The 18,012-nt window shown below is 37.3% G+C and carries 15 protein-coding genes and 1 pseudogene; 6 read left to right on the top strand and 10 right to left on the bottom strand.

Going from position 1 to position 18,012, the window contains the following annotated elements:
- The first annotated feature begins 64 nt into the window (after positions 1-64).
- The gene (locus tag AC1TO5_RS08090) at positions 65-1,567 is read left to right on the top strand and encodes a DHA2 family efflux MFS transporter permease subunit (RefSeq protein ID WP_482062281.1); all 1,503 of its coding nucleotides are present in this window, start codon (positions 65-67) and stop codon (positions 1,565-1,567) included.
- A gap of 139 nt (positions 1,568-1,706) precedes the next feature.
- Here AC1TO5_RS08090 and AC1TO5_RS08085 read toward each other — a convergent pair whose 3' ends face one another.
- From AC1TO5_RS08085 to AC1TO5_RS08070, 4 genes are all read right to left on the bottom strand, one after another.
- The gene (locus tag AC1TO5_RS08085) at positions 1,707-2,138 is read right to left on the bottom strand and encodes a DUF1801 domain-containing protein (protein WP_482062280.1); all 432 of its coding nucleotides are present in this window, start codon (positions 2,136-2,138) and stop codon (positions 1,707-1,709) included.
- Between the two features lie 13 nt (positions 2,139-2,151).
- Positions 2,152-3,126, bottom strand: coding sequence for a cation diffusion facilitator family transporter (locus tag AC1TO5_RS08080; RefSeq protein ID WP_482062279.1), 975 nt, complete (start codon positions 3,124-3,126; stop codon positions 2,152-2,154).
- Positions 3,127-3,407: 281 nt separating this feature from the next.
- Entirely contained in the window at positions 3,408-4,679 is a 1,272-nt protein-coding gene (locus tag AC1TO5_RS08075; protein ID WP_482062278.1) for a stalk domain-containing protein, read from the bottom strand.
- A gap of 378 nt (positions 4,680-5,057) precedes the next feature.
- Positions 5,058-5,534, bottom strand: a complete 477-nt coding sequence (locus tag AC1TO5_RS08070; RefSeq protein WP_482062277.1) for a GNAT family N-acetyltransferase — start codon at positions 5,532-5,534, stop codon at positions 5,058-5,060.
- Between the two features lie 153 nt (positions 5,535-5,687).
- Here AC1TO5_RS08070 and AC1TO5_RS08065 point away from each other — a divergent pair, with 153 nt between their 5' ends.
- Both AC1TO5_RS08065 and AC1TO5_RS08060 read left to right on the top strand, forming a co-directional pair.
- Entirely contained in the window at positions 5,688-6,263 is a 576-nt protein-coding gene (locus tag AC1TO5_RS08065) for a TetR/AcrR family transcriptional regulator (protein WP_482062276.1), read from the top strand.
- 103 nt (positions 6,264-6,366) lie between these two features.
- On the top strand, positions 6,367-7,797 hold the full coding sequence (locus tag AC1TO5_RS08060; RefSeq protein ID WP_482062496.1) for a DHA2 family efflux MFS transporter permease subunit: 1,431 nt from the start codon (positions 6,367-6,369) through the stop codon (positions 7,795-7,797).
- A gap of 116 nt (positions 7,798-7,913) precedes the next feature.
- On the opposite strand, the gene AC1TO5_RS08055 is transcribed toward AC1TO5_RS08060, so the two are convergent.
- Both AC1TO5_RS08055 and AC1TO5_RS08050 read right to left on the bottom strand, forming a co-directional pair.
- Positions 7,914-8,393, bottom strand: a complete 480-nt coding sequence (locus tag AC1TO5_RS08055) for a DinB family protein (RefSeq protein WP_482062275.1) — start codon at positions 8,391-8,393, stop codon at positions 7,914-7,916.
- A 111-nt stretch (positions 8,394-8,504) separates the two neighbouring features.
- Positions 8,505-8,651, bottom strand: a complete 147-nt coding sequence (locus AC1TO5_RS08050; RefSeq protein ID WP_482062274.1) for a DUF3934 family protein — start codon at positions 8,649-8,651, stop codon at positions 8,505-8,507.
- A 248-nt stretch (positions 8,652-8,899) separates the two neighbouring features.
- Here AC1TO5_RS08050 and AC1TO5_RS08045 point away from each other — a divergent pair, with 248 nt between their 5' ends.
- Together AC1TO5_RS08045 and AC1TO5_RS08040 are read left to right on the top strand one after the other, a co-directional pair.
- On the top strand, positions 8,900-10,285 hold the full coding sequence (locus AC1TO5_RS08045) for an MATE family efflux transporter (RefSeq protein ID WP_482062273.1): 1,386 nt from the start codon (positions 8,900-8,902) through the stop codon (positions 10,283-10,285).
- Between the two features lie 172 nt (positions 10,286-10,457).
- Positions 10,458-11,321, top strand: a complete 864-nt coding sequence (locus AC1TO5_RS08040; protein ID WP_482062272.1) for a lipoate--protein ligase family protein — start codon at positions 10,458-10,460, stop codon at positions 11,319-11,321.
- Between the two features lie 109 nt (positions 11,322-11,430).
- Here the strand turns inward: AC1TO5_RS08040 and AC1TO5_RS08035 are convergent, their stop codons facing one another.
- From AC1TO5_RS08035 to AC1TO5_RS08020, 4 genes and pseudogenes are all read right to left on the bottom strand, one after another.
- On the bottom strand, positions 11,431-11,652 hold the full coding sequence (locus AC1TO5_RS08035) for a helix-turn-helix domain-containing protein (RefSeq protein ID WP_482062271.1): 222 nt from the start codon (positions 11,650-11,652) through the stop codon (positions 11,431-11,433).
- Positions 11,653-11,661: 9 nt separating this feature from the next.
- Complete coding sequence (locus AC1TO5_RS08030) at positions 11,662-12,144, bottom strand: DUF2975 domain-containing protein (protein ID WP_482062270.1); 483 nt, start codon at positions 12,142-12,144, stop codon at positions 11,662-11,664.
- 142 nt (positions 12,145-12,286) lie between these two features.
- Positions 12,287-12,703, bottom strand: a pseudogene (locus AC1TO5_RS08025) (M48 family metallopeptidase); the annotation flags it as partial.
- Between the two features lie 315 nt (positions 12,704-13,018).
- Complete coding sequence (locus AC1TO5_RS08020; protein ID WP_482062269.1) at positions 13,019-15,964, bottom strand: glycosyl hydrolase 115 family protein; 2,946 nt, start codon at positions 15,962-15,964, stop codon at positions 13,019-13,021.
- 149 nt (positions 15,965-16,113) lie between these two features.
- Between AC1TO5_RS08020 and AC1TO5_RS08015 the strand changes: the two genes are divergently transcribed.
- Entirely contained in the window at positions 16,114-17,814 is a 1,701-nt protein-coding gene (locus AC1TO5_RS08015) for an SGNH/GDSL hydrolase family protein (RefSeq protein WP_482062268.1), read from the top strand.
- Positions 17,815-18,012 lie beyond the last annotated feature (198 nt).

Raw genomic sequence — 18,012 nt, 5'->3', positions numbered from 1 at the left:
CCATGATATAAAATCGTTAAGTAACTAAAAATTTTAGATCTAAAAGATAGGAGAAAACAATAAGATGAGTCAACATTTACAACAGTTAAAGAAACCCCCTTATTTTATGCTTGCTATATTGTTTTTTGGAGCTTTCGTTTCTTTTCTGAATAACTCATTAATGAACGTTGCATTACCAACAATAATGGTCGACTTTGGAATGGAAAATTACACCACCGTACAATGGCTTACAACTGGCTATATGCTAGTCAGTGGTGTACTTATTCCAGTATCTGCATTCTTACTTACAAGATTTACCAACCGTGCTCTATTCATTACCGCAATGACGTTATTTACACTTGGTACGGCTGTTTCTGCAATCGCACCTAACTTCGGAATATTATTAACAGGTCGTATGATCCAAGCTGCGGGTTCATCTGTTATGTCACCATTATTAATGAATGTCATGTTAATAAGCTTCCCGCGTGAGAAGCGTGGTGCCGCTATGGGCGTGTTCGGTCTTGTAATGTTCGTTGCCCCTGCTCTTGGACCAACATTGTCAGGATATATCGTTGAATATTACGATTGGCGTGTTCTGTTCGGGATGATTTTACCATTTTCTGTTATTGCCCTTGTTCTTGCCATCTTCAAACTGCAAAATGTTATGCCAACGAGAAAAGCTTCACTCGATTACTTATCGGTTGTACTTTCTACGCTAGGCTTTGGTAGTTTACTTTATGGTTTCAGTTCTGTAAGTTCAAGTGCTGATGGTTGGAAAGATCCAATCGTTATTACAACGATTGTCGCTGGTGCCGTAATGATTATATTGTTCGTACTACGACAAGTGAAATCTGATAAACCGCTATTGAATTTATCCGTGTACAAATATCCAATGTTTGCACTAGGTAACGTTATCTCAGTTGTGAACGCTGCTGCTTTATTCGCTGGCATGATCCTTACTCCAGCCTATATGCAAACAGTTAAAGGTATCGCACCACTTGATTCTGGATTAATGATGCTGCCAGGTGCCATTATTATGGGGATTATGTCTCCTATTACTGGTAAATTATTCGATAAATTCGGACCACGGTTGCTTGGTATTATAGGTCTTGGTATTACTACTATCGGAACATATCAAATGACATTCTTTGATCTTGATACATCAAACGCATATATTATTTTAGTCTACTCTGTGCGTATGCTTGGTATTTCAATGATCATGATGCCGATTATGACCAATGGTTTGAATCAATTACCAACACGTCTCAATCCACATGGTACAGCTGTGAATAATACGATTCAACAAGTAGCTGGTGCAATTGGGACTGCTATCTTCGTAAGTATTATGAACTCACACTCAAAACAAAGTGTAACTGAACAACTAGCTGGTATTGATCCATCTACACTGGCTCAAGAAGAAATGGCTCATATTACTAAGCTTGGAATGCTTGAAGGTATTCAATATACATTCTTGATCGCAACATTCACTACTCTTGTTGCCTTTGCTCTTACGTTCTTCATAAAACGTGTTGATGTTAGTAAAGAAGCTCTTGCCAAAATTGAAGGCGAAGAAAATGCAACTTCATAACATTAATTACTAATACTTCGGAATATTTATAGCCGTTGCAGCATACACTATTAATGGACACGGAAGTAAACTAATAGAAGGCACCTTACTCATTTCAATTATGAAATGAGTAAGGTGCCTCTTTGTATTGAAGCATCCCTTATTTGTTATTGCTGCGGTACGTTGTCCGTAAATAACTAACCGATTCCTTAATAAATTGTTGTAGCACTTCGATATCAATATCAGCTACTTTATTAATGTAAACACAGCCTTTACCTGCGGTATGCTTGCCAAGCTGCTGTAGAAGTTCATCTCTTACTGTTGCTTCTGTAGTAAAGTAGAGACTAGTTTTCGCTTTACGCGGAGAAAATCCGACTAATGGAGCCGTTCCCGAATGACCCGTCGCATAAGTATAATGATATTCACCGAAGCCAATAATAGTTGGTCCCCATAGCTTTGCTTCATATCCTGTCACTTCTGTAAATAAATCTAGTAAGCGATAAGCATCCTCTTTCTTTGGTACACTTTCGACATTTTCAATAAATTCAATTACACTATCGTCCGTCTGTTTTGTTTTCTGCTCATATGCCATGCAAATCCCTCCATTACTTCGCAGGAATCGTATTCGTCCATGACACGACACCGTCATGTTCTTCGAATTCAATAATAACATCTGATATACCATTCATTGCATGTATTTTATTTTCTATTCGATTTTTAATTGCAATCGCTTCGGCTAAAGTAATGGTTAAATCTATCTCAAGTTTCATTTCAATATGATAATCTTCGCCTTCTTTCATTGCGAATAAAGCACGGATATTTTTGATTTCTGGATTAGTGAAAATATATTCAGCTATAATAGCCTCCATCTCATCATCCGCTTCACTTAGAACACCTTTGGCATTATCTAAGAATACTTTACCAACAACATAGAACATCATTAACCCGATAATAATGGATGCGACACCTTCTGATGTATGCCATCCAGCGAAATAAGAAAGCAATATACCGATAATCGCTATAATACCACCAATTGTAGCAACTAGATCCTCCATAAATACCAGCTTAGTTGCAGGCTTTGAACGACCTACATTAGCAAAGCTTTTCGAAACAATACCGAATAATCCTTTCGCTTCCACATTGACTTCATGTAATACTTCCTTCATTGCTTTATACATAACGATCGCTTCTAATATTACAGCGATGCCTAGTACGATTAGATTAATAACGATCGATTTCCCGGTAGACGCTACAGGATGGAGAATATGATGATAACCTTCTTTAATTGCTTCATAACTCATAATTCCAACAATAAGAACTGCTCCGAGTAATACCAAATTAACTAATCGTCCAAAACCATTCGGATATCGATCTGTCGGCATTTTTTTACTTAATGCACTACCAATGTATACAAAAAATTGATTTGCTGCATCGCCAATTGAATGCATCGTTTCGGCAAACATCGCTACATTTCCAGTCATCGTGAATGCAATACCTTTAATAATCGAAATAATTGTATTAACAATTGCAGCAGTTAATGCTGATTTATTCCCTTTTTTTAATAAGCCTTCTTTTTTCATAAACCCTCCCGCAATAACTATTACACGCTCACATTAATATGATTAGCATTTGCATCTCTTAGTAAATTTATGAGCAGAATATGCAGATCATGTTCTCATAATTAAGCATGCTTCATTATCTTTCTTTTTTATACATTTTTTCACTTTATAACTTTTAATATATACTTATTTTCAAAATTTGACTATGAAAATTTTCCAATAAAAAACACGAAGGTTCTCTTCATAAAGAACCATCGTGTCCGAGCGAATATTAGAGTTAAATAGTTGTATCAACATACAAACTATTGAGTAGTAATTATAATAGTTTGTGTATCACCGTTCCATTTGACCTCAGCACCTAATGCCTCGCTAATAAAACGAAGAGGTACCATCGTATAGGAATTCGTCGTTTGCGCTGGAACAGCAAGCTTAATCTCTTGGCCGTTTTTCAGAACGAGAGTACTTCCGATCTTCAAATTGATCGTCGTATCCCCTTTCGTTGCCAGTACGGACTGCTGCTTCTGATTCCATTCAATTGTTGCTCCTAGTCGCTCGAAAATTGCTCTCATAGGAACTAACGTATTTCCTTTTATAATAATTGGCGATTGCTCGAATTGCTGCAGCTCCCCATCGATGAATACTTTGATCGAGTTAAAGCTGATGTATAATGGCTTTAACTGAATCCCGCTTCCAAATAAGCTGTCCCTTAGAGAAGAAATATCTTCCAAGCTTGTTGTGCGCTGCTTTATAAGTTTATTCACTGTTTCATCGCGCAATTCCTCGACATCACTAATTGTACGATTTCTTAGCTTCTGGATTGTATTTATCGCAGAATTGCGTGCTTCTTGCAATTCCTCGTCACCCGTCTTTAAAATGCTTTCGATACTCTTCTTCGTGTTTTCAAGGGTGGTGTATTCACGCTTATAGCTCCACATCGTGCCCGTTGAATAATCAGGGTTGCTTTCATTGCGAAGCTTCCACATTAAACTAGTTGAGTAGCTCGGATTAACAGTATTAGCATATTTCCACATTGTGCTAGTGGAATAACTTGGGTTAACCTCATTTTTATATTTCCACATTAAACTCGTACTGTAATCAGGATTGATCTGAGTTTTTAATTTCCAGTGCAAGCTAGTGGAATAGTCTTTATCGCTTGCCTTACTATACTTCCACATAGCTCCCGTAGAATAATCAGGATTAATTTGATTTTTATATTGCTTAAGCTTTGTCTTATAAGAATTTCCTGCTCCATATTTAGCTTCAAGTTTTTTATAGTCCGCATTAAAAACTTCCTCTAAATAGCTTATATCTTCATTTAACAATTTTTCTAATAACTTCTGCTCATCGGACGATTTCCGTAAAAAATGTTCATAATTATTTTCTTCTTTTTTTAAATCGTCTTTGTATTGTCTCGTGAACTTATCTTCAAGCGCCTGATACTTTTCCTCGATCTGATCGATAAAGGTTTTATCATAGTTGGCTGCTTGCAGTTTCCCACCCGGTACTACCATTGAACCGATCATGATCGCTATTGCTAGAAGTAGATAATAAAATGAACTTATTTTTTTCTTCATGTAAACATTTCCCTTCGTTGACCGTAATGTTAAATATATACACTCCTAATAACCCTCTATTCGTTTATAGAATGAAAAAACCTTCATTTCATCCATTAATCGAAACTTTTTTACTAAGAGATTAGGTATTAAGTTGGATAAATCCCCAAAAAGCTGTGAATGGTACAGCTCAGTGAGGATAATCCATATTTAACATTACGTCAATCAATCTCATAATGCATAATTCGAGATTTGGGGAGGTACTCCATTTTCTATCTCTTAAATGTTTTAATCCCATTAGCGCCTGGATAAAATCCATATTGATCCACAGATTGATAGACCACATAATTCTCTTTCATATCTTCTCTACCCGTACAACTGCTCAATTGTAATATTGAGCTAGTTATATGTCATCCATACTGTACTTCCAATCGTTTCAAAGCCTTGTTTGTACCAGAAGTTTCTTGTTTTGTCCAAAGAGTATACATATAGTTTCTTCTTAGCGTAATTCTCTTTCACCCAGTTGATGTAGAATGCTGCATATCCATTACCTTCATAATCTTTCATAATATCTAATGCTTCAATGAAAATGAAATCTGCTTGATCACTTATATCGACATAGAAATCTTTTTCCAAATACTTCTCATCAGCATTGAAATAATCTTTTTCTGCTTTATTAATTAGTTGATTTCCACGTTTGTATTCCCAAATAACAGCATAGCCAACCATTGTATCGTCTACTTCAATAATATGAATATCTTTCGGTAATTCCGATAGGTCCTTCCTGCTTAATTCGCCTGCATGGTATGTATCTAACATTTCACTTAGCATATTTTGTATTTCTTGATCGAATGGTTTTACTACTATTTTAATCAAAGTACTGCTCCTCTTAATTACATTATTTTGTTGCTATAGTATAGCACAATGCAGTTAGCTTTATTATCCCATAATTTCCTTTGACAACTAATGATAATTTAAATTATCATTAGTAGACCGGTTTATATAATCTATAGAAAGGACTATTCAAAAATGACTGTAAAGCGAAATTCTCGTGAACTTCTAATCGAAGCTGCATCCAAGTTGTTTCGAATCCGTGGATATTATGGCGTTGGTTTAAAAGACATTTTGAATGAATGTGGTGTACCAAAAGGCTCACTATATCATTACTTCCCTAATGGTAAAGAAGAATTAGCCATCGCAGCAATCAACCATACCAAAGAAATGGTAATCAACGGCATTCAGGAAACCTTTAATAAAATTGAGGATCCAATAGAAGCGATACAAGCTCATATTATACAACTCTCTGAGATTTTCTCAGAATCGGATAATTTATTAGGGGTACCGATCGGAACAATAGCCGCTGAAACTTATTCTACTTGTGAGCCGATTCGAAAAGTATGCCAATCCGTTCTCGAAACTTGGCAATCATTATTTGTGATAAAATTGTATGAATCAGGCTATAGTAAGCAACAATCTAAAGAATTAAGTATTGTAATCAATGCCTTAATTGAAGGTGGGATACTTTTTTCTCAAACAACACACAGTGGGGAAACGCTGAAAATCATATCAGAAAAAATCCCTCTATTATTAACAAGAAATGATTAAGTAGTCAATCAAGGAGATATGAAAAGTTAGGTTTATGCTTTCGAAGCTACTTTTCATCACAGAGAAGCTGCTCAAAGAGATATGAAAAGTTGTAGGAGGAAATATAATGACAGCAAGTGCAATACAACAGCAGCAAAATATTAGAACAGCGCCTATTTTGATTTCATTTTTGATTGCAGGGTTCATTGGGTTATTCAGTGAAACTGCGTTGAATATGGCTTTAGGAGATTTAACCGCATTATTTGGAATTAGCTACTCTACCGTACAATGGCTTACAACAGGATATCTGTTAACTTTGGGTATACTTGTCCCAGTATCTGGACTTTTACTACAGTGGTTTACGACTCGCCAATTATTTGTTAGCTCATTAGTGTTCTCTATTATCGGAACGTTAATCGCAGCGTTAGCACCAAGCTTTGCTATACTTATGATTGCTCGCGTTATTCAGGCAATCGGAACAGCGTTGCTATTGCCACTTATGTTCAATACAATTCTTGTCATATATCCAATCAACAAACGTGGTGCGACGATGGGCTTAATGGGGCTCGTTATTATGTTCGCTCCAGCGATTGGTCCATCCATCTCTGGATTAATTATCGAGAACCTTAGTTGGAATTGGATCTTCTGGATTTCACTTCCGTTCTTTGTTCTGGCATTGCTGTCTGGATTGAAATATATGCAAAATGTTTCAACCATTACTAAACCAAAAATTGATATTCTTTCTATATTACTATCAACAATTGGTTTTGGTGGATTTGTGTATGGTTTTAGCAGTGCTGGCGAGAGCGGCTGGGGAAGTCTGACCGTAATTTCTACAATTATCATTGGCCTTGTTTCTTTATTATTATTCTCAGTTAGACAATTCAAGATGGACAAGCCAATGATTGATTTACGAGTATTTAAATACCCTATGTTTACTCTAGGATTATTAGCTGTTTTCTTAACTTTCATGATCATTATGTCGTCCGCAATTTTATTGCCAATGTATTTGCAAACGGGTCTACTACTAGCTGCCTTCTCTGCTGGTCTTGTCCTTCTACCTGGTGGCGTATTCAACGGCTTAATGTCTCCAATCACTGGTCGTATATTTGATAAATATGGTCCTAGAGGACTTGTTATCCCTGGATTCACTATTATGATTGTGATGTTATTCTGTCTAGCTAATCTTTCTACAGAAACATCAGTTATTATCATTGTCCTTATGCATGTATTTCTAATGATCGGGATATCTATGGTCATGATGCCCGCGCAAACGAATGGTCTTAATCAGCTGCCGAAAAATCTATATCCAGACGGAACTGCGATTATGAATACATTACAACAAGTATCAGGGGCTGTTGGTACTGCTATTGCCATGACGATTATGTCAGCATCTAAAGATAATTATATGAAGGATGTTGCTGATCCTTCTGATCAATTGGCCAATGCCGCTGGCTTAACAGCTGGAGTTCAAGATGCCTTTATTTTCGGATTAATTCTGGCATGTATCGGGCTGGTCCTATCTTTATTTATCAAAAAAGCGAATAATGAATAATTGCATTTTTTGATTGCTTTGTCAGCAACATTATAGCCTGTTACATCAAAAAAACTTACAAGCATTTTGTACTTTATGCTTGTAAGTTTTTTATTGTGTTTCTTATAAATATAGAATTATACTTTGGACATTTCCTTCGTAGGACCCATAATTCCAGGAACTGTAAGACCAGCTTGTCGTAACAGCACTGTCATCTGACCACGATGATGCGTTTGATGATCGATCAATGATCTAAGTAATTTACCTCTAGTTGTCGGACCTGCAAAACTTTGAATTTCTTCAACAAGCTGCTCTTCTGTTAATTGACTTGCTTGCTCAGTAATTGCTTGAACAACCTGTTCATATCGAGCTGCAAGATCAGCTACATTAGTAGGAACGGGCTCATTATGGCCTGGCGAAGGAATGTTCTTCAGACCTACTATGCCACCGAAAAAGCCAGTAGAGCCTGCTAAATGCCATGCCAACCATCCAAGTGAATTATGACCATCCACAATAGACTGATCCATGTTTTCATTCTTAATGGCTTGAATCACTAGTAATGTTCCGTTTGATGATGCATTCCAATCCTCTAAAAAATCTGTAATATTTCGATACATGCTATACACCCCTTATACATTTCATTATATTAAGTCTACTAGCCAATATTTGATTTGTCCAATATAAGAAAAAAACTCCCAATGATATGATTGGAAGTTAACTCCACTCGCTTAAGGAGTTGAAGTTGGTTTTGGTTTTTTTGTACCTTTACTCTTATATGGTTTTGGTGTGTTCGCAGCTTTTCTTTCCGCTGTCTGCCAACGATTCCACCCTTTTTTCCCAGTTCCTTGACCAGTACCGCCTTTGCCCTTACTCAACTTATCACTCCGTTATGAGATCTACCAACTTAGCTACTTAGCCTAATTAGCGATTTCTTTTGCTTTCTTTATTGTAACAGATTCCATGTCACTCACCAATAGTCGCTTTTTGGATTGACCAACAACTTCATCTATTCGTTAAAAGCAAACATTTTTTTTCTGTTAATCTATTATTTTTAATGAAATACATAGTTAACTGTGCTAAGATACCTCTTGGCTTATTGATTGGAGAAGAAGAGAGGTTATTAATGACAACAGACAACATCAAGCCAATAAATGTTAATAAAGGGAAAGATAACAAAGAATTCAATCTCTTCTACTTAACATGGCCAATTTTTCTAGAGCTTTTCCTATTTATGCTTATGGGCATTGTGGATACACTTATGCTCAGTGAAATATCGGATGACGCAGTATCAGGCGTAGGAGCAGCAAACCAATTGATTCATATCGCCATTCTGATACTCGAAGTTATTGGTAATGGAGCATCGATCGTCATTGCTCAATATATTGGATCACGAAGATTTTTGGAAGCATCGCGAATTTCCGCTCTTGCTGTAACACTTAATCTGGTCGTCGGTTTAATTATTAGTATCGTATTTGTATTAATGGGGGAGCATTTGCTTTCAGCGTTAAATCTTCAAGGTGAAATACTCGACAATGCCAAAAAATATCTTGCAATAGTCGGTGGCGGTATTTTCCTGCAAGCAATTATTAATTCGCTTGCCGCGATCATTCGCGTACATGGCTATACGAAGCAAGCGATGCTCGTATCTCTGGGAATGAATATCGTTCATATCTTTGCCAACTATGCATTAATATTCGGACATTTCGGTATGCCTGCATTAGGTGTAGAAGGTGCTGCTATTTCCTCTGTATTGAGTCGTGGATTAGCTATTATCGTATTCTTCTGGTTACTGTATCGTATTATGGAAGTACGAATTGAATTCAAACATTATTTCTCATTATCAAAAGCCTATATTTCCAAAATATTAAGCGTCGGAATTCCTGCTGCTTTAGAACAGGTTATGTATCAAACTTGTCAAATTATTTTCCTTTTTTATATTACTTTCCTAGGCGATGCATCGATGGCAGCAAAACAATATGCGGGTAACATTTCTATGTTTATCTATTTATTTGCCTTCGCGATTGGAATCGGTACTTCTATTATTGTCGGACGATTCATCGGAGCAGGACGACAGGATGATGCTTATCGAAGAGTATGGAAAAGCGTCATCTCTGCAAGTATCGCTACATTAGTAATGGTTGTAGTCGTTATCGTATTCCGATTCCCGTTAATGTCGATGTTCACAGACAATCCGGATATCATTAAACTTGGTGCTAATGTGTTGCTTCTAAGTATCGTTCTAGAAACAGGAAGAACGATTAATATTATATTAGTAAATTCATTACGAGCATCTGGTGATGCCAAATTCCCACTTTGGGTCGGCATGTTTACAATGGTCGGAATGAGCTTACCGCTAGGTTACTGGTTTGTATTCCATCTCGATATGGGACTCGCAGGCATTTGGCTGGCTATAGCTGCTGATGAATGGGCAAGAGCAGTAATTATGTCGATTAGATGGAAAAGTAGAAAATGGGAAAAACATGCACTTGTTAATCCTGCAGAACATTAGAGTGTAGCAAATTGAAGGGTCTGGCTCAAGTTGAGTCAGGCCCTTTTTAAGGTTTAGTTTTTACTTTCACACTTATTCCCCATTAATATCGTATGACTATTCTACTATTAGCATTTATAATAATAAAGAGACAACACGTATAACTCGTAAATCTTAAAAAGGAGTTTATGAAATGTTCAATGACGAAACTATGGCCTGGGCCAACTCCATACAAATCATCGATCGTAGTGATGAATTATTCGAAAGTGATCCTCTATATGCCTTTGCGTTAGATGAACTTCTTTGTAAGGAAGCTCAATTAAGTAATACAAGCTTTTGTCATATATGGAGACACCCTAGTGCTTTTATATTAGGACAACGCGATAGTCGCTTGCCTAGTGTCGTTCAAGCGATCCAATGGCTCGAGACTCAAGGTGCTGTTCCTATCGTTCGTAATTCTGGAGGAGCAGCCGTACCACTTGATCTAGGGGTAGTCAATATTTCGCTTATTTTCCCAAAGACTACAGCTGTGAGCCAGCATTTTCACCAAGACTTTGAAAAAATGTATACCCTTATTCGTGAAGCATTATCATTTACCGGTTTGTCTATAGATAAAGGAGAAATTCAAGGCGCATTTTGTCCTGGTGATTATGATCTGAGTATTTCTGGTCGCAAATTTTGTGGAATTGCACAAAGACGACAATTGCATGCATACAGCGTACAGGCATTTATTCTTGTTAGTGGAAGTGGTGCTTCGCGGACACAATTTGTGAGAGGCTTTTATGATCGGGCTGCACTTGATTCTCCATTAGAAGTTTATCCACAAGTAACTGATGGAAGTACTGCCAGCCTGGAAGAGCTTGCTCATTTAGGTGAAAATTCAATACATATTTTCATTGATGCAATCAAGCATACACTTACTCGAACGCAATCTCAAACTATGACAGAATTCAGCTTAAATGATAATGAGCAAGAACATTCTTACATAACAATTCCACATCCCGAGACGGTTCGAGCCGTAGCTAATAAACTACGCAATAGATATAGTATACTTTGAATTGGTGGGTACACATTATTGGTACTAACGATATATTAAGTAAAAAAAAGTATACTAAAAAAAAGGAAGGAAACAGAGTACATTAACTCTGTTTCCTTCCTTTCATCATTCATGAACTCGTTTCCTTGTCTTCCTCATATGCTAGAATGTCTCCCGGCTGACATTGTAACGCTTTACAGATCGCTTCAAGCGTAGAAAACTTAACTGCTTTTGCCTTCCCATTTTTCAATATCGAAATATTTGCCATCGTGATTCCAACTTTATCAGTAAGTTCAGTTACACTCATTTTTCTTTTCGCTAACATCACGTCTATATTCACGATAATCGCCATATTTTCACCTCATACCGTAAGTTCATTTTCTTCTTTGTAGGCGATTGCTTCTTGTAGCAATCTTTGGAGTACCGCTGCAAATACAGCTATGATCATCGCACCTACTGGAACGAACAATCCAACAAATATGACTCCAGGTGCATCATCTAATTCTGCAAAAAGGAAAAACAATGGAAAGACTAATACGTGTAATACAATAATCGCAACAGCATCATGCTTTATTTGCTTCAAAGCTCGAACAGATAATTGCGAAAAAGCCAAATTTCTATCAATATTACGAAGTAGCTTAAATGCTTGGTACAAAGCACGATAGTACGGAATCACTGATGCGTATAAGAGAACGTACACAACATACTTCAAATATGGATAGTCAGGCAAAATTTGTTCCACCGTTTTCCCAATCTCAGGTACTAGAAAGATACACATAACAAGAACGGGAATCCCTAATAGAAATACTGCGATTTTCAAAAACAATGTTGATACATGTTTCATATAAGCACCTCACAAAAAATATTAACAAAGTGATCATATCATATTTATTATCGTAAAACAATAAATATCAATCATAAAACAATGTGTATTTATCTTTATAGAATATCTGTTTCTCATTCTGAACATTGAGCAATGCATTAATTCAAAAGGTCATATGATGACCGTATTGCGTCAAAAACTGTTCCTTATCTTTGTAATCACGCATAATACTTCCCACTCGTCTCCAAAATGAACGATCATGATTCATATGCGTTAGATGACAAAGTTCATGAATAATGACATAATCAATCACTTCAATTGGAGCCATTGCCAAGCGATAATTAAAGGTTAACTTTTTATCCGAGCTACAGCTGCCCCATTTCGTTCTAGACTCTACGATGTCAATACTTTTTGGCTTTACTTTTAATTGTAGTTGATATATTTTTATTCGCTCGGCAATAACCTTCTTACAGCTTGCAAAATAAAACTTTTTAAGATTAATGTTAAGTTGTTCTTCATTCAAATCTGTAGTCTCTATTAACTCATGCAAGTCATAATATTTCCCCAAATGCAAAAATTTCATTATCATCATCCTTATTTCTTATTTACCGAAAATATCACCGGAAACAAACTCATCTTACAGTATGATTTCAACACTTTCTTATTTACAAGTATGCAAAATAGAATACAGTATGTCCACTTATTGTTCTTGTAGGCACAGCCCTATGTTTTGAAATAGAAATACATTTAGCAAATGATGTAATGCTTGATAGCTTCATATTCATTCTTATAATCATGCAAAATCGAGGCAACCTCCTAAGAGATTGCCTCGATTTTTCTACTTGGTTATATTCTTTTTGACGGAATAAACTCACATTATTACATTTACCTATACTTACTTATGATTTTTCATATCCATGTAATAATCTAGATCAGACAAATGCTGTTCTGTCTGCACGGCTAATCTTGTGTTAGGACGGTTACTCCCAACATAATAGCTTTCTGGTGGGCCAAACCATGTATGAGGTAACTCTTGCTTCGCAAGAACTAGCTTTTGAATAACTAAGCCCGCATCAATACTGTAAATTTTAATAGAGTGAACACCTTGCTCTAAATTATGGATAGACGCTGATTGATGAATATTTTCAATAACTCCCCTACCCCAGCTACCCTTACTAGGATGGCCTGCGATAAAGTGCTCTGCCAAGGAATTAACAATAACCTCTTGATGATCATCGACAGTGACGACATACTTTAGTTCAACAACAGTCGTTAGATTATTCGTTGGCGCAGTAAACAATGTGATTGTATACTCCCCAGGTTCATTAATTTGAACCTTATATTCTACATATGGTGATTCCATAATAGATAATGGCTCATACACATCAGGGTACACTTTTAGGGCCGATAGATGCTTCCCGTAGTTCTCAATGAGCTGCCACTGTCTATTCGATTTTGAGGATATATGGAAAGCATGTTCTGCTTCAATGGATACTACACCATTATGTTCAATAAAGGTCATATTCGATAATCCACTTATATCGATCCATTTCGCTAAAACATTTACTTTAATCGATTGCCCTGCACCATTAATTACTAATTCCGCTTGTGCGTCACCCTGCAGCTTACTCCAATCTACCGATACCAATATTTGCTTTCCAATATCAATGCTACCTACGGCGCTATCAACATTCAACCAATCTACAGTAGTTGTGATTGAATAGGAAAATGATTCACTACCTCCATTACTAATCAACAAACTATAGCTCTCATTATTAATATTTGTAAAAGCTGGTAGCGTCGCATTGCCAGTCGTATATGGCTGCTGACACCCTTCAATATCTAGAATCATTTTCCCTTCTTTATCAAGAGCAATATATTTTGCCGTAGGATACTGCCAGCCATCTGCGTTCCAGCTAACAAATCCAATATGCGGCGAAGACATCATGCCATTCCATTTGCCATCTGCTATTTCTTTGTTATACTTTCTCTCAAGCCATTGATCCGCTTCAATCGCCTGTTCTATCAATTTTGCATACCAATTAGCATAGCTACTTGGATTCTCACGATTTGCAAACTTTTCATTAAAGGCTACACTCGTATGCAAAATATGAATATTTGCGGTAGCAACTGCTGGATAACCAACTAGCTGGTAATAAGAATCCTTAGCAACATCTGGAATATCCTCATCATCGTATGCTCGGTTTGCCAAATCAAACGATTTTGCGAGTACCTGCTCCGCTTCATTATAATGCTCCGTGCTATAAGTATGCTGATCTAACAATTCTGGCTTGCAGGTACTATTCATCTTCGTGTAATCCTTTAAGATTGACGAAATTTTTTCAAGCTTCCCTACAGTAACATGCTCTCCAAACTGCTGCTTCACCCAATTATCAATATAAGCTGATGTTTGGTTCCGTCCATTTTTACCATAGGTATCAAAGTCGTAGGCCAAGTCCATAAAATATGAGATTGGTAGTTCTTGTGGTTTTAGATCTCCGACATTCACAATCCAAATATCTTGAATGCCATACTCATAGGCCATCGTAAGCTGCTCCCATGTTCGCTCAAGCTGTGTCGAATTAATCCATTCATAAGAGCGAGGTCCCCCATGATAATCAAAATGATAATACATTCCCCAGCCTGACTTTCTATCGCGACCTTCGACATTAGGCAATGTACGTACATTTCCAAAGTTGTCATCACAAAGCATAATCGTTACATCTTCTAACTCATTCCATTTCTCCAAGCCTTCAACTTCTTCGTTACCATGCCAGCATCTCTCTACTTCCTTATAGACCATTAAAACCTTTGGAGCATCTGCAAGATCCTTCTCTTCCAATATCTTTTTCTGAGTTAGAATAATATCCTTCAGAAGCTCAATATTTTCAGCAAGATCAAGCCTTAGTGAGGAGTCACGTTCTCCTCGCATTCCAAGCGTAATAATGTTATCGAAGTTTTTATTCCGCTCTACACCATCTTCCCAAAACTTTGATATTCCTTCTCTATTTACACGGAAATCCCAATCATACTTCTGAGCATATTGCTCGTATGTCTTGGACCACTCCTCACCAGAACGACACATAGGCTCATGATGCGAAGTTCCAATAACGATCCCATATTTGTGTGCAAGTTCAGCATTAGCCAAGTTATTTCGTTGTCCATCTTCACTAAATATGGCACTCCACATCGCAGGCCATAGATAGTTACCTTTTAGTCTTAAAATTAACTCAAACACCTTACCATAGAACAATTCATTGAAGCCACCAAATTGATTATTCACCCAATTTCCAAGCGATGGCCATTCATCATTAAGAAATATTCCTCTATACTTTACAGATGGTTCTTTGGAAACTATATTTAATTGAGTTATCTCAATTGAGAGATCTTCTTTTTTGGCAGGTGCTACATCTGCCCAATATACCCACGGACTAATTCCGATCAGCCCTGATAAATGATATGTACCATATATAGCACCTCGCTTATCGCTACCCACGATAACAACTGCATGATCAATTCCTGCCAAAGGCTGTTCTATATATGCAATCTTGAATACTTCCCACTTCCCCTGAATATCTGTTACATCAAGTTTGTTTTCACGTACGAACTGATCAATTAAAGCGTTATTGCCTACTGAGCCTATAATCAATACAGTCCCAGCAAGTTGATTGAAATCGGAGCTAACCTTCAACGTTTTGTTAGTAATTAGCTGTACATCTTGCACAAATGAATTCGCAATAAGCTCCAGCCCTTCATAATCAGGTCCATTTCTATCAATGTAAATCTGTGCAGTTTCTCGACCTTTCACTAAATCTAGATGTAACGTTGTCGTACTTCTCATCTCAATTTCTCCTTCCAATTTCACTAGTCATTGAATCTATCGCCGTATAATATTATGTAGGTTTAGCGATACTTAACATACTTTAACAGGTTTTCATTTCAATTAGTACCCATTAAAATATAGATATAACTTTGAAAAGGATGATTTATATGGCCAATGATTCCCTGCAGTATTCAACAAAAACAAGAAAAGGATTTTATTTTCTATTAGATTCTATTATTGAAGCTACAGCACAACCAGACGGGAGTTTTCGTCAAGAAATCTATATGGAGGGTCGTCTCGTGGACATGGCTAAACATGCAAGTAGAATAGCCGATGATACGCTGTTAGAGCTATTAAAAAGTTGCAAAGGCTTCCGCCAATTAGTACATAGTATTGGCATATCAGTCCAATGTGCTGAGGCGGATCAACTAAATATCCCCTTCAACTATGAAAATTGGGGCAAGACGAACAAATACGAGACTGGAACACGGATGCAAGCGTTATGTCCAACCGATGGCTCTGAAGAGATTATCCTTCTGAGTGATTACGATTGGTCAGAAGAAGATGATGTGCCTGGCAAGCTTAGCTTTGAATTTTCACGTGCAGGTGCGTTAGCCACCGTAAGCGTATTTTTATACTTTAATGAAGGCTTTGAGTCTCCTCAACAGGAAGACAATGGTCCTATTGACCCTAACTCACCTGCCTATCACAACATGATCAGTAAATCACTACTACAACTCGGAAACAACACACGATTAAAAAGAGCTATCGATAAAGCACGAACAGGTGAGGATGTCACTATTGCCTATATTGGAGGGTCAATTACAGAAGGCGCCAGCGCAAAACCTATTCATAATGCCTGCTATGCCTATCAATCGTATGCAAGCTTCAAACAACGATACGGTAAAGATAATGGAGAACATATTCACTTTATTAAAGCTGGCGTAGGCGGAACTCCATCGGAGCTTGGCATGATTCGCTACGAAAGAGATGTACTAAAGCATGGCGCTGCTCAGCCAGATATCGTTATTATTGAATTCGCTGTTAATGATGCAGATGATGAAACGAGGGGAGCTTGCTACGAAAGTCTAGTGCTTAGAGCACTACAGGAGCAAAATGAGCCTGCTGTTATACTACTGTTCAGCGTATTTATTACGGACTGGAATTTGCAGGATCGACTTTCACCCGTCGGCAAGCATTATGATCTGCCGATGGTTAGCATTAAGGATGCATTAGTCGAACAATTTGATATGACGAAGCAAGAAGGACTTGTCGTTACGAAGCAGCAATACTTTTATGATATCTATCATCCTACAAACATTGGCCATACGATAATGGCAGATTGCTTAGGTTTCTTAATTGCTGAAGCTGATCGTAGTGTTCAAAGTGAACAGGATATTGACTTGAATAAGCAGCCGATTATTGGTAATGATTTTGTTCATGTAACGTTACTCGATCGCATTCATAACACACATCTCGCGCAAATTTGTGAGGGTAGCTTCCAAGCAACAGATATTGATTTACATCAGGTGGGGCTAGACGATCAAACCATCCGTACACCTCAATTTCCAAACAACTGGATGCATACTATAGAATCGGGCAGTAATAGCTTTATGATGAAACTGCATTGCAAAAGCCTTCTACTAATATATAAAGATAGCGGCAGTAATGAGTTTGGAAGTGCAGATATATTGGTGGATGGTAAGCTAGCAACAACGGCGGATCCACTTCTGATTCAATGGACACACTGCCATCCTATCATTGTATTCAACGAGCAAGAAGCAACGGATCATACTATTGAGATCCGCATGTCAGCAGGCTATGAGGATAAGCGCTTCACGATACTTGGCTTTGGAGTTGTCCAGTAAGAAAAGATAATAAGTAACCACTGCAACCCAGCTGGCACAAACAAAATAATATAGCTAGGCTATAACAATTTCCCACTGAAAAAGTATTGTTCATGCGAAAAAGGTACAATCATTCACGAAAAGTGAGGAGATTGTACCTTTTTCACCTAGTTCAACAACTGGATTCTTACCTGTAGTATCCTTATCATTGGCCGTAAC

The sequence above is a fragment of the Paenibacillus sp. Y930 genome (genome assembly GCF_056786375.1).
The sequence above is the reverse complement of the archived record's forward strand: the minus strand, read 5'-3'. Positions and strand labels throughout refer to the sequence as shown.

Coding starts and splice junctions, on each gene's coding strand:
- AC1TO5_RS08065 (WP_482062276.1), top strand. CDS start 5,688: ATGACTGTAAAGCGAAATTCTCGTGAACTTCTAATCGAAGCTGCATCC.
- AC1TO5_RS08035 (WP_482062271.1), bottom strand. CDS start 11,652: ATGGCGATTATCGTGAATATAGACGTGATGTTAGCGAAAAGAAAAATG.
- AC1TO5_RS08075 (WP_482062278.1), bottom strand. CDS start 4,679: ATGAAGAAAAAAATAAGTTCATTTTATTATCTACTTCTAGCAATAGCG.
- AC1TO5_RS08055 (WP_482062275.1), bottom strand. CDS start 8,393: ATGTATCGAAATATTACAGATTTTTTAGAGGATTGGAATGCATCATCA.
- AC1TO5_RS08085 (WP_482062280.1), bottom strand. CDS start 2,138: ATGGCATATGAGCAGAAAACAAAACAGACGGACGATAGTGTAATTGAA.
- AC1TO5_RS08030 (WP_482062270.1), bottom strand. CDS start 12,144: ATGAAACATGTATCAACATTGTTTTTGAAAATCGCAGTATTTCTATTA.
- AC1TO5_RS08015 (WP_482062268.1), top strand. CDS start 16,114: ATGGCCAATGATTCCCTGCAGTATTCAACAAAAACAAGAAAAGGATTT.
- AC1TO5_RS08020 (WP_482062269.1), bottom strand. CDS start 15,964: ATGAGAAGTACGACAACGTTACATCTAGATTTAGTGAAAGGTCGAGAA.
- AC1TO5_RS08080 (WP_482062279.1), bottom strand. CDS start 3,126: ATGAAAAAAGAAGGCTTATTAAAAAAAGGGAATAAATCAGCATTAACT.
- AC1TO5_RS08040 (WP_482062272.1), top strand. CDS start 10,458: ATGTTCAATGACGAAACTATGGCCTGGGCCAACTCCATACAAATCATC.
- AC1TO5_RS08045 (WP_482062273.1), top strand. CDS start 8,900: ATGACAACAGACAACATCAAGCCAATAAATGTTAATAAAGGGAAAGAT.
- AC1TO5_RS08090 (WP_482062281.1), top strand. CDS start 65: ATGAGTCAACATTTACAACAGTTAAAGAAACCCCCTTATTTTATGCTT.